20 protein-coding genes are annotated in these 22,464 nt (G+C 67.1%); 9 read left to right on the top strand and 11 right to left on the bottom strand.

Annotated features, from left to right (window positions below; translation table 11 throughout):
- Positions 1–63: 63 nt before the first annotated feature.
- Positions 64–474 carry a hypothetical protein gene (locus AC5P8F_RS03220; protein WP_495227607.1) on the bottom strand — a complete coding sequence of 137 codons (411 nt, stop codon included), beginning with the start codon at positions 472–474 and terminating at the stop codon, positions 64–66.
- Positions 475–722: 248 nt separating this feature from the next.
- Here AC5P8F_RS03220 and AC5P8F_RS03215 point away from each other — a divergent pair, with 248 nt between their 5' ends.
- Both AC5P8F_RS03215 and AC5P8F_RS03210 read left to right on the top strand, forming a co-directional pair.
- Positions 723–2,489: a S8 family serine peptidase gene (locus tag AC5P8F_RS03215; RefSeq protein ID WP_049408020.1), complete on the top strand. Its 1,767-nt coding sequence runs from the start codon at positions 723–725 to the stop codon at positions 2,487–2,489.
- Complete coding sequence (locus AC5P8F_RS03210; protein WP_049441991.1) at positions 2,489–3,067, top strand: hypothetical protein; 579 nt, start codon at positions 2,489–2,491, stop codon at positions 3,065–3,067. Before AC5P8F_RS03215 ends, AC5P8F_RS03210 begins: the two co-directional genes overlap by 1 nt.
- A 259-nt stretch (positions 3,068–3,326) precedes the next feature.
- On the opposite strand, the gene AC5P8F_RS03205 is transcribed toward AC5P8F_RS03210, so the two are convergent.
- The 5 genes from AC5P8F_RS03205 to cyoA are packed head-to-tail and all read right to left on the bottom strand — an operon-like array spanning position 3,327 to position 7,872.
- Complete coding sequence (locus AC5P8F_RS03205) at positions 3,327–4,007, bottom strand: SCO family protein (RefSeq protein WP_049441993.1); 681 nt, start codon at positions 4,005–4,007, stop codon at positions 3,327–3,329.
- An 11-nt stretch (positions 4,008–4,018) separates the two neighbouring features.
- On the bottom strand, positions 4,019–4,351 hold the full coding sequence (gene cyoD, locus AC5P8F_RS03200; protein WP_006399830.1) for a cytochrome o ubiquinol oxidase subunit IV: 333 nt from the start codon (positions 4,349–4,351) through the stop codon (positions 4,019–4,021).
- 1 nt (position 4,352) lies between these two features.
- Positions 4,353–4,988, bottom strand: coding sequence for a cytochrome o ubiquinol oxidase subunit III (gene cyoC / locus AC5P8F_RS03195; RefSeq protein WP_080355823.1), 636 nt, complete (start codon positions 4,986–4,988; stop codon positions 4,353–4,355).
- Positions 4,985–6,961 carry a cytochrome o ubiquinol oxidase subunit I gene (gene cyoB, locus AC5P8F_RS03190; RefSeq protein WP_032958781.1) on the bottom strand — a complete coding sequence of 659 codons (1,977 nt, stop codon included), beginning with the start codon at positions 6,959–6,961 and terminating at the stop codon, positions 4,985–4,987. The genes cyoC and cyoB overlap by 4 nt, the downstream gene beginning before the upstream one ends.
- A gap of 5 nt (positions 6,962–6,966) precedes the next feature.
- Positions 6,967–7,872: a ubiquinol oxidase subunit II gene (gene cyoA, locus AC5P8F_RS03185; RefSeq protein ID WP_032958778.1), complete on the bottom strand. Its 906-nt coding sequence runs from the start codon at positions 7,870–7,872 to the stop codon at positions 6,967–6,969.
- A gap of 181 nt (positions 7,873–8,053) precedes the next feature.
- On the opposite strand from cyoA, the gene AC5P8F_RS03180 reads away from it, so the two are divergent.
- From AC5P8F_RS03180 to AC5P8F_RS03165, 4 genes are read left to right on the top strand one after another with little or no spacing between them, the layout of a single operon-like run.
- Positions 8,054–9,469 (top strand): aminotransferase-like domain-containing protein, encoded by a 1,416-nt coding sequence (locus AC5P8F_RS03180; protein ID WP_495227606.1) that lies wholly within the window; start codon positions 8,054–8,056, stop codon positions 9,467–9,469.
- Positions 9,470–9,524: 55 nt separating this feature from the next.
- On the top strand, positions 9,525–9,803 hold the full coding sequence (locus AC5P8F_RS03175; protein WP_495220103.1) for a hypothetical protein: 279 nt from the start codon (positions 9,525–9,527) through the stop codon (positions 9,801–9,803).
- Positions 9,803–10,402 carry a DUF6436 domain-containing protein gene (locus AC5P8F_RS03170; RefSeq protein WP_046432980.1) on the top strand — a complete coding sequence of 200 codons (600 nt, stop codon included), beginning with the start codon at positions 9,803–9,805 and terminating at the stop codon, positions 10,400–10,402. The genes AC5P8F_RS03175 and AC5P8F_RS03170 overlap by 1 nt, the downstream gene beginning before the upstream one ends.
- Positions 10,403–10,411: 9 nt before the next feature.
- Positions 10,412–11,926, top strand: coding sequence for an aminotransferase-like domain-containing protein (locus AC5P8F_RS03165; protein WP_495220104.1), 1,515 nt, complete (start codon positions 10,412–10,414; stop codon positions 11,924–11,926).
- Positions 11,927–12,054: 128 nt separating this feature from the next.
- On the opposite strand, the gene AC5P8F_RS03160 is transcribed toward AC5P8F_RS03165, so the two are convergent.
- From AC5P8F_RS03160 to AC5P8F_RS03150, 3 genes are all read right to left on the bottom strand, one after another.
- Complete coding sequence (locus AC5P8F_RS03160; protein ID WP_075076238.1) at positions 12,055–13,356, bottom strand: aminotransferase class V-fold PLP-dependent enzyme; 1,302 nt, start codon at positions 13,354–13,356, stop codon at positions 12,055–12,057.
- Positions 13,356–15,758: a TonB-dependent receptor plug domain-containing protein gene (locus AC5P8F_RS03155; RefSeq protein WP_495227605.1), complete on the bottom strand. Its 2,403-nt coding sequence runs from the start codon at positions 15,756–15,758 to the stop codon at positions 13,356–13,358. The genes AC5P8F_RS03160 and AC5P8F_RS03155 overlap by 1 nt, the downstream gene beginning before the upstream one ends.
- Before the next feature lie 217 nt (positions 15,759–15,975).
- A complete protein-coding gene (locus AC5P8F_RS03150) occupies positions 15,976–16,377 on the bottom strand; it encodes a hypothetical protein (protein ID WP_014648738.1) in 402 nt (133 codons plus the stop codon).
- A 186-nt stretch (positions 16,378–16,563) separates the two neighbouring features.
- Between AC5P8F_RS03150 and AC5P8F_RS03145 the strand changes: the two genes are divergently transcribed.
- From AC5P8F_RS03145 to AC5P8F_RS03135, 3 genes are read left to right on the top strand one after another with little or no spacing between them, the layout of a single operon-like run.
- Positions 16,564–17,391: an AraC family transcriptional regulator gene (locus AC5P8F_RS03145; RefSeq protein WP_049441999.1), complete on the top strand. Its 828-nt coding sequence runs from the start codon at positions 16,564–16,566 to the stop codon at positions 17,389–17,391.
- 13 nt (positions 17,392–17,404) lie between these two features.
- Positions 17,405–18,484, top strand: a complete 1,080-nt coding sequence (locus tag AC5P8F_RS03140) for an alpha/beta hydrolase family protein (RefSeq protein WP_495227604.1) — start codon at positions 17,405–17,407, stop codon at positions 18,482–18,484.
- Positions 18,485–18,538: 54 nt separating this feature from the next.
- A complete protein-coding gene (locus AC5P8F_RS03135) occupies positions 18,539–19,210 on the top strand; it encodes a VOC family protein (protein ID WP_014648741.1) in 672 nt (223 codons plus the stop codon).
- Position 19,211: 1 nt separating this feature from the next.
- Here AC5P8F_RS03135 and AC5P8F_RS03130 read toward each other — a convergent pair whose 3' ends face one another.
- Positions 19,212–20,612, bottom strand: coding sequence for a TPM domain-containing protein (locus AC5P8F_RS03130; protein WP_329768140.1), 1,401 nt, complete (start codon positions 20,610–20,612; stop codon positions 19,212–19,214).
- 2 nt (positions 20,613–20,614) lie between these two features.
- Positions 20,615–22,453: a M3 family metallopeptidase gene (locus AC5P8F_RS03125; RefSeq protein WP_495227603.1), complete on the bottom strand. Its 1,839-nt coding sequence runs from the start codon at positions 22,451–22,453 to the stop codon at positions 20,615–20,617.
- Positions 22,454–22,464 lie beyond the last annotated feature (11 nt).

The following is a 22,464-nucleotide window of genomic DNA, read 5'->3' as shown; positions in this document are numbered from 1 at the left end:
GCGATGTGAGGGCGCGCGATGATGCCCCGGCGGCGCTGCCACACCCACCGGGCAGGCACCGCGTTACGCGGGTTCGTCCTCGCGCACCTCGTGGAAGGGCAGCATCGTCTCGAAGCCGAATTCGTGTTCCATGCTGGTGCGGACCAGGCCGCCGATGGCGTAGTAGCTGGTATTGGCGTGTACATCGATGCCACAGGGACCATCCTCAGCCAGCAGGTGCAGTGTCTGCGCCCTACGCATCTTCACTCTTTCCTCCTGCAGCAGCGCGCGTCGGTGCCGCTTCATCAGCAAGCGCAACTGTTTGATCGTCGTGATATTGAATGTGGCGAGCGCCGGCAGCAGCTCGGCGATATCCGCATCGGTCCAGTAATCATGGCGACGGTGGTACATCGACAGCACCACCTTGCGGATGGCGGCAACCGAGAGCGGGGTCTGGTCTGCGCGCGCACGTGCACGCTGGCCTTCCTTCTTCATGTGTCTTCACCTGCATGTGGTTACCCGAGTTTCCCGCACCCGAAGCAAGCGCGCGAAGATGGCGTGAAGGCATTCGCGCGCCCTGTCATAACCTGACGTACTAAGTGTTTGTGACGCAATTTGCATATTCGTACATTGCGGATGTGAAGAGGTAGGGGGTTCTCCGTTGTGTCGCGTTTGGCTCGTTGCGATGGGGCAGTTCCGCCCCGCCGTCCTGCCATGCCGATTCACAACAGAAGGATTCGTGTATGAAGCGACACACGCAACGCTCCGCGCCACCGCGCTCTGCGCGCCTGGCCCTTGCCACTGCCCTGGTGCTGGGCAGCCTGGCCGCCACCGCGCAGGCCCAACAGGCCGATCCGCTGGCGGGTATCCAGTGGCACCTGCTCAACACCGGGCAGACCGTCCCGGCCGACACCCTGCCGGTGGCCGGCAACGACCTGAACGTGGATGGCCTGTTCCGCAACGGCATCCGTGGCCAGGGTGTCACCATCGCCATCGTCGATGATGGCCTGCAGATCGCGCATCCGGACCTGGCGGCCAACGTGGCGGCGGTGGCCGGCAAGAACTTCACCAACGGCTCGAACAACCCCACCCCGACCAACCCGGACGTCGACAACCACGGCACCATGGTCGGCGGCATTGCTGGCGCGGTGGGCGCCAACAACCTGGGCGTACGTGGTGTGGCGCCGGCGGCGACGCTGAAGGGCTTCAACCCGATTTCGCGCTCAGCCCTGGGCAACCAGCAGAGCAACATCGAGTACGCCTGGTGGGACGGCGCGGAGTCGGCCGACGTGCAGGTGTTCAACAACAGCTGGGGCGCCGGCCCGGGCAATCCGAACCTGCCGCTGGCGTACAGCGAAAACACGATTCGTTCGTATGAGCAGGCACTGTCTGGTACGCGCGGTGGCCGCGGCGGCATCTACGTGAAGTCGGCGGGCAACAACTTCAACAATGCCTCGATCAGCCAGACCCAGGATGTCTGCACCACCGACACCAAGAACCGCAACACCGGCTGCGTGCCGGCCGGACGCGATCCGCGCAACAACCTGTTCAACGTGATCACGGTAGGCGCGGTGCGTGCCGATGGCGTGCGCTCGTCGTATTCCTCCACCGGCTCGGCGCTGTGGGTGTCGGCCTTCGGCGGCGAATACGGCCTGCAGGCCCAGTACGCCCCCGGCCTGGTGGCACGCGCCTACGACCCGGCCATCGTCACCACCGACGTGACCGGGTGCGCGCAGGGCAGCAACAAGAACACCAACCGCCAGAACACGCTGGACAGCAACCTGTCGGCCATCGACAGCACCTGCAACTACACCGCCAAGATGAACGGCACCTCGGCGTCAGCGCCGATGGTCTCGGGCGTGGCGGCACTGGTGCTGGAAGCCAATCCGAACCTGTCCTATCGCGATGTGAAGTACATCCTGGCCACCACCGCCACCCGCAACCACCCGAACCAGCCGGCGGTGACGCTGGCCGACGGGCGCACGCTGGTGCCAGGCTGGACGGTGAATGCTGCCGGCCGTGCCTACAGCAACTGGTATGGCTTCGGCGTGGTCAACGCTGCACGCGCGGTGCAGGTGGCCGAGAACTTCCAGTCGCTCGGTGCGCTGGTCGACAGCGGCTGGCGCAACACCACGCGTACCGTGGCCATCGGCAACACCTCGGCCGCCGCTGCACGCCTGACCTTCCAGTTGGCCAACGGCGCGCGCAACATCGAAAGCGTGCAGCTGGGCTTCCGGGTCAACCACCGCAACACGCGCCAGCTGCAGTTCGTGCTGGTGTCACCCAGCGGTACCCGCAGCGTGGTGCAACCGGCGTTCACCGCGATCGGTTCGGGCACGGGTGGCGCGCAGAGCAACTTCACCAGCTGGGACCTGCTGTCCAGCAATGCCTTCCTGGATGAGAACGCCACGGGCACCTGGACGCTGGAAGTGACCGACATGGGGCAGGCCGCGACCGCTGCATCGCGTGGCAACCTCGAATTCTTCAAGATCCGCGTTCTGGGGCACTGATGATGAAGACCACCATTCTGTTGAGCACGCTCGCCTTCGCGGCGATGACCTCCCCTGCCTGGGCACAGAGCTCGGGGCAGACCCCTCCGGCCAGGACCCTGTCGACCGTGGATGCTCAGGAACTGAAGGCGTCCGCTACCGGCCGCTCGTTCGATGTGGGCGGCACGCGTTTCCAGCTGTCGCCCTCGGCAACGGTAAAGCAGGCCAGCGGCGGCCAGTTCACGATCACCCCGCAGGCGGCGGCGACCACCAGCTCGCGTACCAAGCGTTCGCTGGATGGCGCCGCGGCGGCGCCTGCTGATGCCGGTGCCGGCAAGTTCGCGGCGGCGGTCTCCCGTGACGGAGCGCCGGTGGTGGCGACCTCGCGGGTCAAGGTGTTCTTCACCGATGCAGCATCGGCCCAGCGCGCGGCTACGGCCACCGGTGGCACCGTGGTGAAGGTCTCCAAGGCGTCGGGCCAGGCGATCGTGGAGTACCCGTCGGTGAACGCGGCGCTGGATGCGAGCACCAAGCTGCTGTCCACCGCCGGTATCCGCGCCACCGAGCCGGACGTGGTGCAGTGGGAAGAGACCAAGTAAGGCGTTGAGCGGTGCCCCGGCCGGCTGGCTCTCCTGGCCGGCCGGGGATTGGTGTGGGGGTGTGCCGACCAACGGTCGACACCTGCCGGGGCCGTGCGCGTGTAGAGCCGAGCCGATGCTCGGCTGCTGTCTACGGGGTGCCGCAGGCGCGGTGCGCGCGGCGCCGAGCATGGGCTCGGCTCTACAGCTGTGCCAACCAAGGCTGGCATCTACCAGGAGCAGATTCGGACGTGCCAACCAAGGTTGGCACCCACCGGCGTTACCGCGCGGCCAGTGTGCCGCTGTGCTTGAGGTGGCAGCTGGCCAGCGCGTCGTTGCCGGCGGCCGGGTGGCCGGGCTCGAGCAGCAGGCGCTGCACGTCCGAGAACAGCTTTTCCACCGGCATGCCGTACGGCGCGAACAGGCGCAGGCGGCCCTGGCGGTCGAACACGTAGCCACCGGCAATGTGGCTCATGGTGTAGGTATCCGGTACCTGGCCGGGCTCTTTCTGGTAGAACGCCTTGAAGTCGCTGGCCATCGCGGCCAGCTGCGCATCGTTGCCAACCAGCGCGATTGCCTTGGGATCGAACGCTTCCACATAGGTGCGCGCGACCTCGGGCGTGTCGCGGGCCGGGTCGACGCTGACGAACACGACCTGCAGCTGATCGGCATCCTTGCCCATCAGGTGCTTGACTTGGCTCAGCTCGACCATCGTGGTCGGGCACACGTCCGGGCAGCTGGTGAAACCGAAGAACAGGTAGGTCACCTGCCCCTGCAGGTCCTTCGGGCCGCGCACGGTGCCGCGGCTGTCGGGCATCGACCACTGCTGGCCAAGTTCTTCGCAGGCGATGTCCTTCGCATAGAAGTCCATGCGCGACTGCGCGCTGCAGCCGGCCAGCAGGCCGAGCAGCAGGCCTGCGGCCAGGCGCAGGCCACGATGGGGGAACGCAATGCCTTTCACGGTTCGCAGGCTCAGTTGATCATCATGTGGTAGTGCATGCTCCAGATGATCCAGACCGACAACGCGACGACGATGAACAGGATCACCAGGGTGAACACGAAGCTGGCCAGGTTCCAGCCACCTTCGGACTTGCGGTCCATGTGCAGGAAATAGACCAGCTGCACCAGGATCTGCGCCACTGCGAAGCCGACCAGCAGGAACAGCGTGAGCGGCCGCGACAGCACCGGATTCATCACCAGTGCGAACGGCACCACGGTCAGCAGCGCGCACAGCACGAAGCCGATCAGGTAGGACTTGGTGGAGCCGTGCGCATTGCCGGCGCGCGAGGTTTCGACGTGGGCCATGTCAGAAGGCTCCGATCAGGTAGACGAAGGTGAAGACGCAGATCCACACCAGGTCCAGGAAGTGCCAGAACAGGCTCAGGCACGACACGCGGGTGATGTTGGTCGGGGTCAGGCCACGGCGGTAGACCTGGTGCATGACCACCGCCATCCAGATCAGGCCGCTGGCCACGTGCAGGCCGTGGGTGGCGACCAGCGCGAAGAACGCCGACAGGTAGGCACTGGTGCTCGGGCCCGCGCCTTCGTGGATCAGGTGCGAGAACTCGTAGATCTCCATGCCGATGAACGAGGCACCGAGCACGAAAGTCACGCCCAGCCAGCGCAGCACCGCCGAGGCATCGTGGCGATGCATGGCCAGCACGGCCTGGCCGTAGGTGATGCTGGAGACCAGCAGCAGGAAGGTCTCGGCCATCACGAACGGCAGCGAGAACAGCTCCTTGCCGGTGGGGCCGCCGGCGTAGGCGGTGCTGAGCACCGCGTACGAGGCGAACAGGGAACCGAACAGCACCAAGTCGGACATGAGGTACACCCACATGCCGAACACCTTCATGCCGCCCTGTTCGTGGCCATGGTCGTGCTCGCGGTGGTCCTCGTGCGCCTGCGTGTCGCTGGCCAGCTCCGGGCGGGTCAACAGGTTCATGCGCGTACCTCCTTCAGCTTGGCAAGGTTGGCCGCTTCGGTGCGCGCCACCTCTTCGGAACTGACGTAGTAATCCACGTCCTCGTCGTAGGACCGCACGATCAGGGTCACGATCATCGCGATGAAGCTGGCTGCGGCCATCCACCAGATGTGCCAGACCAGGGCGAAGCACAGCACCAGGATCCAGATGTTGAGGATCAGCGGCACGCCGGTGTTCTTCGGCATGTGGATCGGGGCGTACGTCTTCGGCGGCGGCGGCAGGCCGCGCTTCTTCGCTTCGTGGAAGGCATCCAGCTCATCGGCCTTGGGCACCACGGCGAAGTTGTAGAACGGCGGCGGCGACGGCGTGGCCCATTCCAGCGTGCGTGCGTTCCACGGGTCGCCGGTCAGGTCCAGGTTGCGCTTGCGGTCGCGCACGCTCACGTAGATCTGCACCAGCATCAGGATGATGCCCGCGAACACGAACAGTGCACCGATGAAGGCGGCGATCAGGTACGGCGTCCACGCCGGGTTGTCGTACTGGTTCATGCGGCGGGTCATGCCCATGAAGCCCAGCATGTACAGCGGCATGAAGGCCAGGTAGAAGCCGATCACCCAGCAGGCGAACGACCACTTGCCCAGGCGCTCGTTGAGGGTGAAGCCGAACACCTTCGGGAACCAGTAGGCGAAGCCGGCCAGGTAGCCGAACAGCGCGCCGCCGATGATGGTGTTATGGAAGTGGGCGACCAGGAACAGGCTGTTGTGCAGCAGGAAGTCCGCGCCCGGGATGGCCAGCAGCACGCCGGTCATGCCACCGATGGTGAAGGTGACCAGGAAGGCGATGGTCCACAGCATCGGTACGCTGAACTCGACGCGGCCGCCGTACATGGTGAACAGCCAGGTAAAGATCTTCACGCCGGTGGGGATGGCGATGATCATCGTCATGATGCCGAAGAAGGCATTGACGCTGGCACCCGAGCCCATGGTGAAGAAGTGGTGCAGCCAGACGATGAACGACAGGATGCCGATCGCCAGCGTGGCGCCCACCATCGACTTGTAGCCGAACAGCTTCTTGCGCGCGAACGTGGCGGTGACTTCAGAGAAGATGCCGAACGCCGGCAGCACCAGGATGTACACCTCCGGGTGGCCCCAGGCCCACACCAGGTTCACGTACATCATCGGGTTGCCACCCAACGTGTTGGTGTAGAAGTTGAAGTCCAGGTAGCGGTCCAGGGTGAGCGCACCCAGCGCCACGGTCAGGATCGGGAAGGCGGCGATGATGATCACGCTGGTGACCAGCACGGTCCAGGTGAACACCGGCATCTTCATCAGGGTCATGCCCGGCGCACGCATGCGCAGGATGGTGATGAACAGGTTGACGCCGGTCAGCAATGTGCCGATGCCCGAGGCCTGCAACGCCCAGATGTAGTAGTCCACGCCTACGCCCGGACTGAACTCGATGCCCGACAGCGGCGGATAGGCCACCCAGCCGGTCATGGCGAACTCGCCAACGCCCAGCGAGATCATCATCAGCGCAGCGCCAACCACGAAGATCCAGAAGCTGAAGGCGTTGAGGAACGGGAACGCCATGTCGCGTGCGCCGATCTGCAGCGGCACGATGATGTTCATCAGGCCGACCACGAACGGGGTGGCCACGAAGAAGATCATGATCACGCCATGCGCGGTGAAGATCTGGTCGTAGTGCTCCGGTGGCAGGAAGCCATCACTGCCTGGCCCGGCCGCGGCCAACTGCGCGCGCATCATCAGCGCGTCGGCGAAGCCACGCACCAGCATGACCAGCGCCACTACCACGTACATGATGCCGATCTTCTTGTGGTCCACGGTGGTGAACCAGTCGCGCCAGAGCACGCCCCATAGCTTGAAGTACGTCACCGCGCCAAGCAGCGCGAGGCCACCCAGCACCATGGCCGCCAGCGTGACCACGACGATCGGCTCGTGCAGCGGCACGGCCTCCCACGTCAATTTACCCAACATGTTCGTTACTCCTGGGAAACCTGGGCACCACCGGCAGCACCCGCCGGGGACGCAGCAGCGGTGTTCTCACCGACGCCGATGAACTGGTCGATGACCTTCTTGAACAGCAGCGGTTCGACGCTGGAGAAGTGCTGCACCGGCGCGTTCTTCGACGGTGCGGCCAGCGCCTTGAACTGGTTGAAGTCCAGCGCCTGTGGTGCGCTGCGTACCTCGGCCACCCAGCGCTCGAACTCCTCGTTGCTGCTGGCGGTGGCAATGAACTTCATGTTCGAGAAGCCATGCCCGCTGTAGTTGCCGGACATGCCACGGAACTGGCCGGGCTCGTTGGCGATCAGGTGCAGCTGCGTGCGCATGCCGGCCATCGCGTAGATCTGCCCACCCAGCTGCGGGATGAAGAAGGTATTCATCGTCGAGTTGGAGGTGATGTTGAACGCCAGCGGGCGGTTGGCCGGGAAGTTGAGCTGGTTGACCGTGGCGATGCCCAGGTCCGGGTATACGAACACCCATTTCCAGTCGGTGGCGATCACGTCCACGTGCAGCGGCTCACCGGCCACGTCCAGCGGCTTGTACGGGTCCAGTTCGTGGGTCGACTTCCACACGATCACGGCCAGGCCGGCAATGATCAGCAGCGGCACGCCCCAGACCACGATCTCCACCTTGGTGGAGTGCGACCACTCCGGCGTGTATTTCGCCTTGGTGTTGCCGGCGCGGAAGCGCCAGGCGAATACGAAGGTCAGCACGATGGCCGGTATCACCACGATCAGCATCAGGCCGATGCAGATCAGGATCAGGTCGCGCTGGGCGAGCCCGACCATGCCCTTCGAATCCAGCAGCACCCAGTCACAGCCCGACAGGCCGACGCAGGCCAGGGCGACCAGCGCCAGGCGGATGCGGTTCCAGCAGATATTCATTGGAGGTCAACCCTGTTGAAGAAGCGCGCTTGACCGGCTCGCCTGCGCGCAGCGCCCGGGCGTGGAGCGGCTACACTGTGGGTACGAGGTCGCCTACAAGAGAGCGATCCACTCCAATCAAGCCCATACAAGATACATGATTGTATGGACTTGTGCATCTGCACGTATGGAAAACTGACCGATGACGCCACCTGCCGCCGGCCGCCGCCTGAAACACCCCAATCGCACCTGGGTTCGCCCCTTCCGCGAGGGCGCTGGCCCGCTGTACCTGCAGATCGCCCAGCAGGTGCGCGAGGCAGTGGATGACGGCGTGCTGCGTCCGGGCGACCGGCTGCCGCCGCAGCGCGACCTGGCCCAGCAGGTGGGCGTGGACCTGACCACGGTCACCCGGGCCTTTGCCGAGCTGCGCCAGGCTGGCCTGCTGGATGCGCAGGGCGCCGGCGGCACCTTCATCGCGCTGTCGGCCGGCAACCGCAGCACCTCGGTGGACCTGAGCATGAACATCCCGCCGCTGCTGGGCAGCGCGCCGTTCGCACAGGGCATGGAGGCCGGTTTCCAGCACGTGGGCCAGCAGCTGGGCCAGGGCGAACTGATGAGCTACCACGTCGGCGCCGGCACCCGCGAGGACCGCGCCGCCGCCGTGCAGTGGCTGTCACCGGTGCTGGGCACGGTGGGTGCCGACCAGGTGGTGATCTGCCCCGGCGCGCAGACCGCACTGTGCGCACTGATCCTGGCCCGCACCCAGCCGGGCGAGCTGATCGCTGCCGAGCAGCTGACCTACCCGGGCCTGCTGGCCGCCGCGCGCGTGCTGCAGCGGGGTGTGGTGCCGGTGGCGATGGACGCCGAAGGCATGCTGCCCGAAGCGCTGGAAGAGGCCTGCCAGCTGCGCCGCCCGCGCCTGCTGTACCTGGTACCGACCATCCAGAACCCGACCACGGCGACGATGTCGGCACAACGCCGGCAGGCCCTGCTGGCGGCTGCCAAGCGCCACGATCTGACCGTGATCGAAGACGATCCCTACTGGTTGCTGGCCGGGGACGCCGCACCGCCGCTGGCCGCCCACCGCGACGCCGGCTGCCCGGTGTATTACATCTCCACCCTGTCCAAGTGCCTGGCACCGGGCCTGCGCACCGCCTACCTGGTGGTGCCGGGCGGCGAACCGATGGAACCGGTGCTGGACGCCCTGCGTGCGATCGCGCTGATGCCGACCCAGTCGATGGTGGCGGTGGCGTCGCAGTGGATCCGCAGCGGCCAGGCCCAGGACATGGTGCAGCGCTTCCAGCAGGAGCTGCGCGAGCGCCAGGCGATTGCCGCGCAGTACCTGCCGTCCCGCGCGCGGGCGCACCCGGCCGGCCTGCACGTATGGCTGCCGCTACCGCCGCGGCTGGACCAGTACCGGCTGATCCAGGCCGCACAGGAACAGGGTCTGGGCATCGCCAGCTCGGACGCCTTCAGCGTGGAGGAACCGCCACCGGGCAACGCCATCCGCCTGTCGCTGGGCGGCGCAGTTGACCAGGATGCGCTGGCCGGGGCGCTGGCCAAACTGAACGAGATCCTGTCTGAGGCCCCCGGGGCCCGGCACAACGCCATCGTCTGAACCGGGCGCATGGCGCCTCATCCATACAAGATGATATTTTGTATGCAATGTATGGATGAAGGGACGTGCGTCGATGCGCGCCGAGAGACTGAAGTTCCACCTGGTAATGGCCGGCTGTGGTGGCTTTGTGGTGTTGATGCTGGCCGCGCTGGCCTGGGTCTGCCTGCAGCCGCAGACCGTGGATGTGCAGGCCGCCGAGCGCCACGCCATCGAGCAATGCGTGCAGCGCAGCCAGGATCCGTCGCGTAGCGAGATCCAGCGTCGCGCGCAGGCCGACTCCTGCCGCGAGATGCGCAAGCAGTACGTGCACAAGTTCGGCGGGGACGCGTCCTGATGGGCGCAGCCGCGCCGCGCCGCCGCTGGCTGCTGCCGACGATGATCGCCCTCGCCTGCCTGTTCATGGCCGGCGTGGCGGCTGCGCTGTGGCAGTACTTCGGCTACAGCGCGCAGTCGACGTTCACCGAACAGGCCATCGTCTTCGACGACTCGCAGCTGCGCCTGCCGTCCGATCTGGCCGGTGATACCGGCCGCATCCGCGTGGTGCACTTCTGGGACCCGGCGTGTGCCGTCTGCAACCGCGAAACCGGCGCACACCTGAGCTACCTGATCAGCATGTACCGCCGCGCCGGCATCGACTTCTATGCGATCCGCCGCCCCGGTACCCAGGGCGAACTGCCTGAGCCGCTGCGCAACAAGGTGATCAACCTGCCGACCATCGACGGCATCGAACACATCCCGGCCAGCCCTGCCGTGGCGATCTGGGACCGGCAGGGCCACCTCGCCTATGCCGGCCCGTACAGCATCGGCATGGTCTGCAACTCGGCCAACAGCTTCGTCGAACCACTGCTGGACAGACTGGTGCGCGGCGAAACCGTGCGCCCGAAAGGACTGCTTGCCGTGGGCTGCTACTGCCCCTGGCAGGCCAAGCGCTGAGGACGCGCAATGACACCACTGACGCTGGCCGCTGTGGCCGCCACAAGCAACAACGGCGGTCACCTGTCCGAACCGACCGATGGTTATGGACAGGCTCCCGCCGTTGGAAGCAACGATACGCCCCGACATGCTCCGTACATGCCGCGACCGGATGTCGCAGCCCGCGAATGGGTGCAGGACGTGCTCGCGCACAACGGGCCGATCTACCTGCGCATCGTCAATTCGCTGGAGCGCACGGTGCGTCGCGGTGGGCTTGCACCAGGACAACGCCTGCCCTCGCAGCGTGCGTTGGCGCAGCAGCTCGGCGTCGACCTGACCACGGTAACGCGGGCGTTCGACGAAGCGCGCAAGCGCGGCCTGATCGAGGCACGCGGGCCACAAGGCAGTTTCATCGCACCACCCAAGGCCGGCTTCGACCAGGTGGTGGACCTGAGCATGAACGTGCCGCCGGTGCCCGATGCCGATGCGCTGGCCGAGACCCTGCGCCGCGGTGCCGCCGCCGTGCTTGCGCGCAGCAACGCGCCGAACCTGATGACCTACCACCTGGGCGGCGGCAATCCCACCGACCGCCACGCGGCAGCGCGCTGGCTGCAACCGATGCTGGGCGCGGTGGAGGATGCCAGCCTGTTGCTGACCGAAGGCGCGCAGGTGGCGCTTGCCGCGATCCTGGTCAGCCAGGGCCGCGACGATGATGCGATCCTCTGCGATGCGCTGGTCTATCCGGGCCTGCTGCAGGCCGCCGCCGCACTGGGCCGGCGGCTGCTGCCGGTGGACAGCGACGAACACGGCATGTGCCCCGATGCGCTGGCCCGGCTGGCACGCGAAAGCGGCGCGCGGTTGGTCTATCTCAACCCCACCTGCCAGAACCCGACCGCGCTGACCCTGCCGCTGCAGCGGCGCGAAGCGCTGGCGCGTGTTCTGGAGAGGGAAGGCCTGCTGGCGATCGAAGACGATCCTTACTGGCACCTCGCCGAGGATGCACCGACACCGCTGGCGGCGCTGGCACCGCGCCATGTGTTCCATGTGGCGACGCTGTCGAAGGTGATCAGCCCCGGCCTGCGCACGGCCTTCGTGCGCTGCCCGGGTGCCGCGCACGCCGAGGCGATGGCTTCGGCCTTGCGCGCCACCCGGTTGATGGGGCATCCGCTGGTGGCGGCGCTGGCCAGCCAGCTGCTGCTGGATGGTTCGGCGCAATCGCTGCTGGCGCAGGTGCGCAGCGAAGCGCACGAGCGCATGCGCATGGCGCGCTACCTGCTGGCGCCTTCGCTGCTGCTGCGCGCCGAAGGCCTGCATGCCTGGTGCCGGGTACCAGCGCCATGGACTGACGCCACCCTGGTGCGTACCGCACAGCTGCAGGGGCTGGCGATCGCGCCCTCATCGGCGTTCTGCCCGCCGGGGGTGCAGCATCAGAACGGCGTGCGGCTGTCGCTGGGGCTGGCGGCCGATCGCCGGCAGCTGGAAAGTGCGCTGCGACGGATTGACCGGTTGTTGTTGTCGGACGCGTTGCCGGCGATCGAGCGGTAGCCCTGGAATGGGATGTGCCGACCAACGGTCGGCACCCACCCGACTGATAGTGCCGGCCGCTGGCCGGCGGAAGATTCCTCAGCACGGTTGGAATGTGCCAACCAAGGTTGGCACCCACCAAAGCAGGGTCAGGCCAAGGCGGAGAGCGCCTTCACCAGCGCATCCATCTGCTGCGGCCGGGTGAACACCGACGGCGTCACCCGCACGCAGGCGCCGGAGTCCAAGCCGTCGCGATGGGTGGTGAACACGCGATGTTCGTCCAGCAGGCGCTTCTGCAGCGCGATGTTGTCAGCCACGCTGGTGCGCCCGCGCAGGCGGAAGCTGGCCAATGCACTCGCCAACGCCGGATCCGGCGAAGACAGCACTTCGATGTGCGCCATCTGCCGCGCCGGCAGCGTCCAGCGCTCGCGCAGGTAACGCAGGCGCGCCTGCTTGTTGTCCGCACCGATGCGCTGGTGCAGGGCAATCGCCTCCGGAAGTGCCAGGTAAGCGGCGAAGTTGACCGTGCCGGTGTGTACGCGGCTGCCCACGCGGCCGTCGTCGGTCTCGCCCATGTACGGGTCGAGGTCCGCAACGCGGCCCCTGCGCACGTACATCGCGCCGACACCGACCGGTGCGCCGATCCACTTGTGCAGGTTGATGCCGACGAAATCGGCCTTGAGCTGCGGCACCGCGTAGTCGATCTGGCCGAACCCGTGCGCCGCATCGACGATCACGTCGATACCGCGTGCGCGTGCACGCTCGGCGATCTCGGCCACCGGCAGCACCAGCCCATGGCGATGGCTGACCTGGGTCAGCAGCACCAGCTTCAGGCGTGGCAGCCGCGCGAACGCGGCCTCGTAGGCCTGCAGGATCTGCGCATGGTCGGGCACCACCGGCAGCGCGATGCGCTCGACCTGCACGCCACGGCGCTGCTGCAGCCAACGCATCGCACCGATCATGCTGTCGTAGTCGATGTCGGCGTACAGCACCTGGTCGCCGGGCCGCAGGCGGTTGTAGCCACCGATCAGCGCCAGCATCGCTTCGGTGGCGCCACGGGTCAGTGCGATCTCGTCGGCGCCCACGCCCAGCAGTTCGGCCACCTGCCGCTGCACCGCCATGTACTGCACCGGGAACTCATGACGGCCGTACCAGGCGTTACCACGGTTCACCTCGGCGGTGTGGCGCTGGTAGCTGGCCAGCGTCTCGCGGCCCATCGCGCCCCAGTAGCCGTTCTCCAGGTGGTTCACTTCATCGGTGATGTCGAAGTGGCTGGCCACGGCGGCCCAGTAGCCTTCATCGCGGGCCAGCGCGTCCGGCGCTACGGTCGTTGCGGGAATCTGCATGGACGCAGCGTAACCCGCGGCAGCCATGGCGGGCAGTGAAGACAGCGCAGCTGCAGCCGGCAGCAGTGCACCGGCACGCAACAGGACGCGGCGGTTGCGGTCCATCAGAAGCTCAGCCGATACTGTGCGTACAGGTTGGCACCGTCGGTGTCGTACGGCGCATTGCGCGAGTAGACCAGGCCGCGACTGGCCTGGAAGGTGGCTTCGTCCGGATAGCGGTCGAACACGTTGTCGGCACCCACGCGCAGGCTGTGATGTTCGTTGATGCGATAGCCGACGGCCAGGTCGAGGAAGCTCATCGCACCAAAGCGCTGGTAGATATCGCCCACCGCATTGCCGCTGGAATCGGTCCAGGCACCGTAGTAGCGCATGCGCGCCATCAGCGACCAGGCACCGATGTCCCAGCTGCCGGTCAGGCTGCCCTTGTGCTCGGGCAGGCGATCTTCGAACAGCACGCGCTGGGTCTCGTTGGTTGCCACCGAGGTGCTGCCGTTGTCCACGCGGGTGCGGTTGTAGTTGTAGGCCAGGGTCAGCGTCATGCGGCCCGCGCCGAGGTCGCGCAGGTAATTGCCGACCACGTCCACGCCGGTGGTGGTGGTGTCGAAGTCGTTGGTGAAGTAGTTCACCGAGGTATAGCCCAGCGGATTGGGCGTACCGGCCGGAATGGCGAAACTGGCCGACTGGCTGAAGCGGTCGGTGAGCTTGATCTGGTAGACATCCACCGAGCCGGACAGGCCCAGGTCGGTGCGCCAGGTCAGGCCCAGCGATGCGGTACGCGATTCTTCCGGCTTCAACGGCCTGGCACCGAGCAGCTGCGCCAGCGGATCGTTCGGCGACAGGCGGCCGCTGGTGAAGATCTGCAGCGTGCGCGTATCCAACCCCTGGGTGGTGCTGGTGGTGTTGAGCTGCGCCGGCGTCGGCGCGCGGAAGCCGGTGGACACGGTGCCGCGCAGGGCGACGTCCGGGGTGATCGCGAAGCGCGCCGACAGTTTGCCGTCCAGTGTGCTGCCGAAGCTGGAGAAGTCCTCATAGCGGCTGGCTGCACCGATGCTCCAGCGCTCGCCCAGCGGCACTTCCATGTCCACGTAGGCGGCCTTGCTGCGCTGGCTCCACTGCCCGGCCTGGCTGGCCGAGAAGCCCGGCGCGCCATTGGAGTTGGCCTCCAGGCCCCCGGCCGCGCCCGGACCCACCGCGTACGAGGCCGGATCACCGGCGCGCACCTGGTAGGTTTCCTGGCGGAACTCGCCACCGAAGGCGACGTTGATCGGCTTGGACAGCGCAGCCACGTCCCATTCGTAGTTGAAGTCGGCGTTGGCGTTCTTCTCGGTCTGGGTCAGGCGGCCGAGATCGAAGTCGGTCGGGCTGGCCGGGCCGAGCGAGGCATTGATCGAGTTCTTCAGGCGATAGTCGATGGCGTTGCGGCCATACGAGGCGCTGACATCCCAGCGCAGCTTCGGCGTGATCTCGCCGCGCAGGCCACCGACCAGCTGCAGGTCGTTCTGCACGTTGCCGTACTGCGGGCTGAAGCCGACCGGATACAGCGAGCGCAGGTTCCAGCCCGGGAAGATGGCGGTGGTGCGGTACGCGCCGGTGGTGGTGTCCGGGTTGCGCCAGTTGAAATCGCTGACGCCATCGCTGTGGCTGTACAGGCCAAAGGCATAGAGCTCCAGCGTATCGCTGGCGTTGGCCTTTACATTGAAGCCGACGCGGCGGCTTTCCAGTTCCGGCTGGCCCCAGCGCTGCACCGGGTTGGGCACCTCCAGCTCCGGATGCGCGGCCTGGAAGGCGATGGCATCGGGGCGCTGGCGGGTGCGCGAGGTGGCGTCGGAGGTGGACGATTCGGCGAACAGCACCAGGCTGCCATAGTCGCCCAGCGACCAGCCGGTGCGCGCACTGAAATCGCGCGAAGCACCGTCGCCCTGCGCGTACTGCGAGTAGCCGGCGGTGATCTCGCTACCCGGCCCATCCTCCAGGATGATGTTGATGACGCCGGCGATGGCGTCCGAGCCGTACTGCGCCGACGCGCCATCACGCAGCACCTCGATGCGCTTGATCGCCCTGGTTGGAATCTGTGCCAGATCAGCGGCCTGTGCACCACGGTTGCCGAGCAGCGCGCTGCGGTGGAAGCGGCGGCCGTTGACCAGCACCAGGGTCTGGTCCGGCGACAGGCCACGCAGCGTGGCCGGACGCACGAACACCTGGCCGTCCGCCATCGGCAGGCGCTGCACCACGAACGACGGCACCAGCTGGGCCAGCACGTCCTTCAGGTCGGTGGATTCGACGGACCTGATGTCTTCCTTGCTGAACACATCCACCGGCGCCAGCGTTTCGAACTGGGTGCGGTTGGACGCGCGGGTACCGGTGACCAGCATCGCGTCGAGCTGGGTGGGCGCGGCGCGGCTGCCGCCGGCGGCATCGACCGCATCGGCCTCCGTTGCGATCGCGCCTCCTGCGCTGGCCATGGAAAGGGCAAGGAGGATGGAACGCGAAAGCTTCGAACGATGCACGGCAGGGCTCCGGGAGGACGCGACAGGGCCAGCACCTGTGCGCACACAACAGGCCTGGACAAGGCGCGCAGTCTCGGCGCGATGTGTGAAGGAGGCATGACGTCAGTACGACAGCTTGATGCGCCAACCAAGGTTGGCCCCTGCCAGGGCTCATCCGTAGATCCACGCCATGCATGGGTGGCAATGCAGACCCACGCCCCATCTCCGCACACAGCGGCTAGCCGTTGGCGTCGTCGCCAAAGCCGAAACGGGCTGGCCGTGCCGTTCGCAGCGGAACGAACATCATGGCAGCGAACACCACCAAGGCGGGGGTGGACATGATCCAGATGCCCCTGTTGCGAATCCCGATCCCCATGAAGTCGACCTGCAGATCGCCGATCCATTGCAGCTGCGTCAGTATCATCACCAGCCCGCCGATAGTCGCGCACGGCAACCCACCGTGACCGGCCCCCAACAACGTCGGTGTCAGAAACCCGCCCAGCAACGCGAAGCCGACACGGTACACCCAGGGATTGCCGCGCCACCGTGGTGCGCCGAACAACATCAGCAGCATCAGCGCCAGGGTCAACAGACTGGGAAGTACCCAGAGGGCAAGCAGCATTTCGATCATCTCGATCATCGGCCGGGCTCCGCTGGCCTGGCATCCCCCGTCGTCGATCGCATCTCCCTGCCCCCCATCACGTCCATGAAGCGCGCATTGTTGCCGGTACGCAGGCAGACGCAAAGCCCCGGCAGCGCAAGAACTGCTAAACGCCGTGCCTGCCGATCCGCTACTGTGCCGGCATTGGATGCGGGGAACGGCAGGATGAGCGCGGCAGGCAAGGCGTTGTGGTACATCGAAACCCATGCGGACCAGCCATTGGCGCTGGCCGACATCGCCGCTGCGGCCGGCCTGTCGCCGTTTCATCTGTCACGCCTGTTCCAGGCCCGCACCGGCACCTCGGTGGTGCGCTACCTGCGCGGGCGCCGCCTGACCGCTGCCGCGCAGCGGTTGGCCAACGGCGCGGGCGACATCCTGCAGGTGGCGCTGGGGGCCGGCTACACCACCCATGCTGCCTTTACCCGTGCCTTCAGCGAACAGTTCGGGCAGACACCGGAACGGGTACGCGAACAGGGCACCGATGGGCTGACGCTGGTGCAGGCGATCCGCCTGGACGAGGCCCCGTCAGCCTGCATTGAAGCCCCCCGGCTGCTCGATACGCCCGCGTTCCAGGTGGCAGGCGTCGGCATGCGGCATACCCGCGACAGCAGCGGCGCGATTCCGGGCCAATGGGCCCAGCTCAACCGCGAGTGGCCGACGCCGGCACCGGTCAGCTTCGGCGTGTGCTGCAACAGTGATGACGATGGTGGCTTCGACTACATTGCGGCACTACCGGCAAGCACGGTGCCGAGCGTGCCTGCGCACTGGCGACGCGTGGACATCCCGGCGCGCCGCTACCTGGTGGCTTGGCACGGCGGACACATCTCGGCCATCCGCTCTACCTGGTTCTGGTTGCTGGATCACTACCTGCCCGGTTCCGGCCTCAGCCTGGCCGATGCACCCGATCTGGAACGCTACGACCTGCGTTTCGATGAGCACAGCGGCAACGGCGGCGTGGAGATCTGGCTGCCGGTGGAAGAACGTCCCCACTGACAAGGAGTTGAAGATGCGCATGACCGCTGCTGTGCTGGGAGGAATGCTGCTGGCGTTCGCGAGCGTCGGCGCCGCCCGCGAAAGCGGCGTCGCCGGCGAGCGCCACGGCACGACGACGCTGGCCAGCGCCGCCGTGCGCGACGCAGGGCACCGCGACGCGCTGCGCTACACGGTCTGGTATCCGGCACAGGCCGGCAGCCGCGAAAACGCGCTGACCATCGGTCCACCCGACGCGCCGCTGTTCGACGTCGGCCGGTCGGCCAAGGATGCGCCGGTCGCGGGTGATCGCCTGCCGACCCTGCTGCTCTCGCATGGCAACGGCGGCAGCGCGCGCATGATGGGTTGGCTGGGCACGGCGCTGGCGCGGGCCGGATATCTGGTGATTGCGGTGGATCATCCAGGCAACAACGGCGTTGACACCATGACCCTGCCCGGCAGCCTTCTGACCTGGTTGCGCGCCGATGACCTGCGTGCCGCACTGGCGGCCGTGCAAGCTGATCCGGTGCTGGGCCCGCATGTCGATCCTGAGCGCCTGGGGGTCGCCGGCTTCTCGGCCGGTGGCTACACCGCGCTGCTGGCAGCCGGTGCGCGACCGGACCTGCAGCGATTGCGGGACTTCTGCACCGCACATCCGGATGACGGCGTCTGCCGGCCCCAACAGGAGGCGGCAACGCACACGATGGAGGCGCGCGTTGCCGCTGCGGCGTCGCCCGAGCTGTCGCCATGGATGTCCCACGCCAACGACGCACGCGCCATTCCCGGCGTGCGCGCGGTGTTCCTGCTGGCGCCGGCAATCGTGCAGGCCTTTGCGCCCGAGCAGCTCTCCTCGCTGAAACAGCCGGTGTCGATCGTGCTGGGCCAGGCGGACACGGTCGCGCCACCACAGACCAATGGCGAGGCTGCGCGTGCGGTGATTGCGGGCGCTGCACTGCAGGTGCTGCCCGGTGTCGGCCATTACGATTTCCTCGCCGCATGCACCCCGGCCGGACAACAGCGGCTGCAGGGCCTGTGCAGCACATCGGTGCCGAAGGCGCAGACCCACGCGCAGGCAGCGGACGCGGCAATACGGTTCTTCAACCATTCGCTGCGCTAGTGGCCGCCGGGCATCGCCCGGCGCTACAGTGGGCGCGTCCACGGAGAATCGATCATGCGCCTGCTGCACCTCACTCTGCCGGTATCCGACGTCGCTTCCGTGGCCACATATTTCCACGATGTGCTGCAGCAGCGCGTGGTCGGCAACCATGTGCACGTCGGCTGGAGCACCCTCGAACTTCAGCCTGCGGCGGGGCGTCCGGTGGGTGGCGTGCATCTGGCCTTCAACGTGCCGGACAACCGCTTCAGCGAGGCAATGACGTGGTTGCGTGAGCGCACGCCGCTGCAGCGCAATCCGGCGGGGCTGGACTACTTCGCGCTGGAGAGCAGCTGGCAGTCGCAGTCGGTGTACTTCACCGGCCCGGACGGCCTGATCCTTGAACTGATCGGCCGCCGCCGCCTGCCGGCCAGCGCTCGCGAAGGCGTGTTCCATGGCAGCGAGCTGACCTGCCTGAGCGAAGTCGGCCTGCCCAGCCGCGATGTCGAGGCCGTACGCGAACTGTCCAACCAACGTTTCGGCCTGCAGCCGATCAGCCCGGCTTCGCCGCAGTTCGCACCGATGGGCGACGACGAGGGCCTGCTGATCGTGGTCGCGGCCGATCGACGGTGGTTTCCCGAGCAGAAGGACCTGCCCAATGCGCAGGGGCTGTTGCTGCAGGTGGGCGACGTGGCTGGCCCCGGTGTCGTGGAGGACGTTGTGCTCGGCTGGCGGGTACAGGCAGCCTGAACTACCAGCTGCCCGACGCACCACCTCCGCCGCTGCGGCCGCCGCCTCCGGACCAGCTGCTGGAGCTGCTCGCAGACGAACTTGACGACGGGCTGCTGGACGCACTGCGGTGGCCGACGGATGATCTGCGGCTGCCGCGTGCCTTCTCACCGGGCAGCATGGTGAAAATCCAGGCGAAGTACAGCACGACCGTGCCGGCACTCCACCCGATCGTCGCGGCAAGGCGTGCCACCGGGTCGGCGCGATCAATGGCCAGCAGTGCGAAGAGCACGTAGCCAGCGGTCAGCAGCAAGAGCACTGCGAACCTCACCCCGAAGCTGCTGCGGTCCTTGTGCCAGCGCGCGCGGCACGCCTGCACGAGGAAGAACAGCAGCATGGCTACGATGCCTGCCGCCAGGTCCAGCAACGTGTGCAGGGCCAGACTGGGCGGCAACTGGCCACGCAGCATCATCACCACCAAGAACCCCGAACTGACCCCGAGCATGCCGAGCAGCACCACGCGCACACCTCGGCTGCGGCGCCAGCACCAGCCAAGCAGGCTCGCCACCGGTACGCACAACGCCAATACGATGCAGACCGCTGCCAATGCCTGGCGTGGCGCCCACATAGCCGCCGACAGCAGACCCGCGGCTACCACAGCCGTCACCAGCAGCGGGCGACCCCAGGCCGGCAATCGCTTCGGGCGCGCCTGCGGCGTGGTGACCTCGCGTGGCGCTCCACGCTGGCGCTCGCGATGCCTGCGTGCGAGGTCGTCCGGCATCCTGGCCGCGGGCGCCGAGGGCGGTGAGCGCCACAGACCCGCAAGGAAGCCGGCCAGCAGCGTCATTGCAACCACGGAATCCGCGCTGCGCCAATCGGCCGGCAACACGTTGCGCATCGATGGCGCTTCCCAGGCCGGCAGGTCCTCGCCATCGATCAGCGCGACCACGACCTTCGTTCCATCCAGCAGGCCCTGGTCAAGGTCGCCATCGCGGAAACGCGGCACGATCGCCTTGTCGATGATGCGGGCGGCATAGGCATCTGGAATCGCGCCCTCCAGACCGTAACCGGTCTGGATGCGTACACGGCGGTCCTGCACGGCCACGAGCAGCAGCACGCCATCGTCAACGCCTTCCCGGCCCAGCTGCCACTGGTCGAACACCCGCTGTGCGTAGGCCTCGATGCCCTCGTCGCCAGCATGGTCGACCACCAGCACCTGCAGCTGCGCGCCGGTGCGCGCCTGCAACTTGAAGGCCTGCGTGCGCAGTATGTCGCGGGTATCCGCCGAAAGTGCGTTGGCGGCGTCCACCACCGGGTCATCCAGCGCAGGGACCGCAGCACCGGCCATCACCCTCATCGGCAACAGGCACAACAGCATCAACAGCCATGCCGTGACCCGGGTGCACGTCGTCCTGCGCAGCATCTTCACGTGCCCTGCCCTGCCTCGATCCGCGCATGCAGCGCCTGCAGCTGCGCGACCGCCTGGTTGAACACCTGCAGATCAGCATCAACCAGCGCCGGCCAGTCGGGCGCGTGCCCCAGCAACTGCGCCACCTGCTCGGTCGGCGCACGATCAAAGCCTTCACCCAGCACCGCGAGATAGCGTTCACGGAACCCTGCCGGGTCGCGTTGATCCTGCACGAACAGCTGCACGGCCAGCAGCCCTGCATAGAGGTAGTTCACCAGATAGTTGGGGTCGTCATACATCAGGCGCTTGCCGATCCAGCCGTTGCACAGCTGCGGATAGCGCTCCGGGTCCTGACCGAAGCGCGCCAGCACCCGGCCGGTCAACGCGTCCAGGTCATCGGCGGTACCCAGCGTGTTGTCCGCCACGCCCTCGTAGATCGACTGCTCCAGCTGCGCCTCTTCGGAAGACGTGAACAGCTGCAGCACCATATCGTCCAGCAGTGACTTCAGGTAATAGGCCTTGGCCCGCGGGTCCTCTGCCTGTTGGTACAGCTGGTCGCGGAAGCGCAGTTCGTTGTAGATGGCAAAGGCCTCGGTCAGCCACTGGCTGCCATTGCGCTGCAGCGGCGAGGCATGGCCGCGCTGCATCCACTCACCGTGCATGGCATGACCGGCTTCATGGGCGATCTCGACATCGCTTTCCAGATCACCACGGCGCACGCCAACGAACAGCATTGCCGGCACGCCGGGAGCGCTTACCGAGAACGCGTCCTGGCTGCGGTCACCACGTTCGGTGGCCAGATCCATGCGCCGGTTGGCCGGATCGAGCAGCGCACGCAGCTCACTGACGTATGCCGGCCCCAGGTGCTGCATGGCATCGGCGGCATTGTCGCGCAGCTGCGCCAGCGTCAGTACCGGCGGCATATAGCCGGCATCGGGCAACGTGGTATCCCAGAGCTGCGGCGCATCGATGCCTGAACGCGCGGCGTGGCGCAGCAGCATGTCCTGGTAGGCGCGACGGTCCCGTGCATGGCGTTCGATCGCCTGCAGCGTAGCATCCACCGCCGATGCATCCAGGCCCATGCGCTGGTAGCCCCGCGCCGGTGCAGAACCATCGCCCTGCAGGCGCGCGGCGGCATCGTTCACCTGCACCAGGCCCAGCAGCACCGAGGCCATCGGCTCGCGGCGCGAGTGCAGGCCCTGCCAGTAACCCTTCCAGCCCGCTTCCCGCAACGCGCGGTCCTGCTGCTGGGCCAGTGCCTGCTTGTCGTGCCCGGTGTCCCAGTGCCGACCATCACGCTCGATCTGCGGGTACTCGGCACTGCGCAGGATCTGCCCACGCAGCCGTGCGAAACTGTCCAGCGCCGGATCGGCCAGGGCCTCCACGGCCTCATCCAGTGCGGTACTGGCCGGTGCTGCAGCGTCCTTCAGCGCACGCGCGCGCAGGAAGGCATACGGTGCTGCCCACGCCGCGTCTGCGGGCGCTTCGCGCAGCGCCGCGCGGCCGGTGTGGGCGATGCGGCTGCACAGCCCCATCACCTGGTCCAGCGCCTGCGTCGGGCGATGGTCACGGGCGTTGCGTGCGGCCTGCAGATGCAGATAGCTGTGATGGCGCAGGCACTGCGCCTGCAGTGCCTCGGCCTGATGGAAGCGTTGCGCAGGTGCAAGCGCGGAAGCCTGCTGCAGGGCCTCGACACGCTTGCCCAGCTCGCCGCGCGCGGCCTGTTCGGCTGCCGCACTGGCGAAGTAGGCGCTATCGTCGGCCGGCAGCGACTGCGCCTGGACGCCGGTGAAGGGTGCCATCGCCAGCATGACAGTCATGGTGGCGGTGATGGTGCACATCCTGCGAGCCTGCATCGGCGTCTCCC

The organism is Stenotrophomonas sp. YJH_SMC_69, from assembly GCF_059370495.1.
Note: the sequence above shows the minus strand (reverse complement) of the source record. Positions and strands in the feature narration are given on the sequence as shown.

Coding starts and splice junctions, on each gene's coding strand:
- AC5P8F_RS03220 (WP_495227607.1), bottom strand. CDS start 474: ATGAAGAAGGAAGGCCAGCGTGCACGTGCGCGCGCAGACCAGACCCCG.
- AC5P8F_RS03215 (WP_049408020.1), top strand. CDS start 723: ATGAAGCGACACACGCAACGCTCCGCGCCACCGCGCTCTGCGCGCCTG.
- AC5P8F_RS03210 (WP_049441991.1), top strand. CDS start 2,489: ATGATGAAGACCACCATTCTGTTGAGCACGCTCGCCTTCGCGGCGATG.
- cyoD (WP_006399830.1), bottom strand. CDS start 4,351: ATGGCCCACGTCGAAACCTCGCGCGCCGGCAATGCGCACGGCTCCACC.
- cyoC (WP_080355823.1), bottom strand. CDS start 4,988: ATGAACCTGTTGACCCGCCCGGAGCTGGCCAGCGACACGCAGGCGCAC.
- cyoB (WP_032958781.1), bottom strand. CDS start 6,961: ATGTTGGGTAAATTGACGTGGGAGGCCGTGCCGCTGCACGAGCCGATC.
- cyoA (WP_032958778.1), bottom strand. CDS start 7,872: ATGAATATCTGCTGGAACCGCATCCGCCTGGCGCTGGTCGCCCTGGCC.
- AC5P8F_RS03180 (WP_495227606.1), top strand. CDS start 8,054: ATGACGCCACCTGCCGCCGGCCGCCGCCTGAAACACCCCAATCGCACC.
- AC5P8F_RS03175 (WP_495220103.1), top strand. CDS start 9,525: ATGAAGGGACGTGCGTCGATGCGCGCCGAGAGACTGAAGTTCCACCTG.
- AC5P8F_RS03170 (WP_046432980.1), top strand. CDS start 9,803: ATGGGCGCAGCCGCGCCGCGCCGCCGCTGGCTGCTGCCGACGATGATC.
- AC5P8F_RS03165 (WP_495220104.1), top strand. CDS start 10,412: ATGACACCACTGACGCTGGCCGCTGTGGCCGCCACAAGCAACAACGGC.
- AC5P8F_RS03160 (WP_075076238.1), bottom strand. CDS start 13,356: ATGGACCGCAACCGCCGCGTCCTGTTGCGTGCCGGTGCACTGCTGCCG.
- AC5P8F_RS03150 (WP_014648738.1), bottom strand. CDS start 16,377: ATGATCGAGATGATCGAAATGCTGCTTGCCCTCTGGGTACTTCCCAGT.
- AC5P8F_RS03145 (WP_049441999.1), top strand. CDS start 16,564: ATGAGCGCGGCAGGCAAGGCGTTGTGGTACATCGAAACCCATGCGGAC.
- AC5P8F_RS03140 (WP_495227604.1), top strand. CDS start 17,405: ATGCGCATGACCGCTGCTGTGCTGGGAGGAATGCTGCTGGCGTTCGCG.
- AC5P8F_RS03135 (WP_014648741.1), top strand. CDS start 18,539: ATGCGCCTGCTGCACCTCACTCTGCCGGTATCCGACGTCGCTTCCGTG.
- AC5P8F_RS03130 (WP_329768140.1), bottom strand. CDS start 20,612: ATGCTGCGCAGGACGACGTGCACCCGGGTCACGGCATGGCTGTTGATG.
- AC5P8F_RS03125 (WP_495227603.1), bottom strand. CDS start 22,453: ATGCAGGCTCGCAGGATGTGCACCATCACCGCCACCATGACTGTCATG.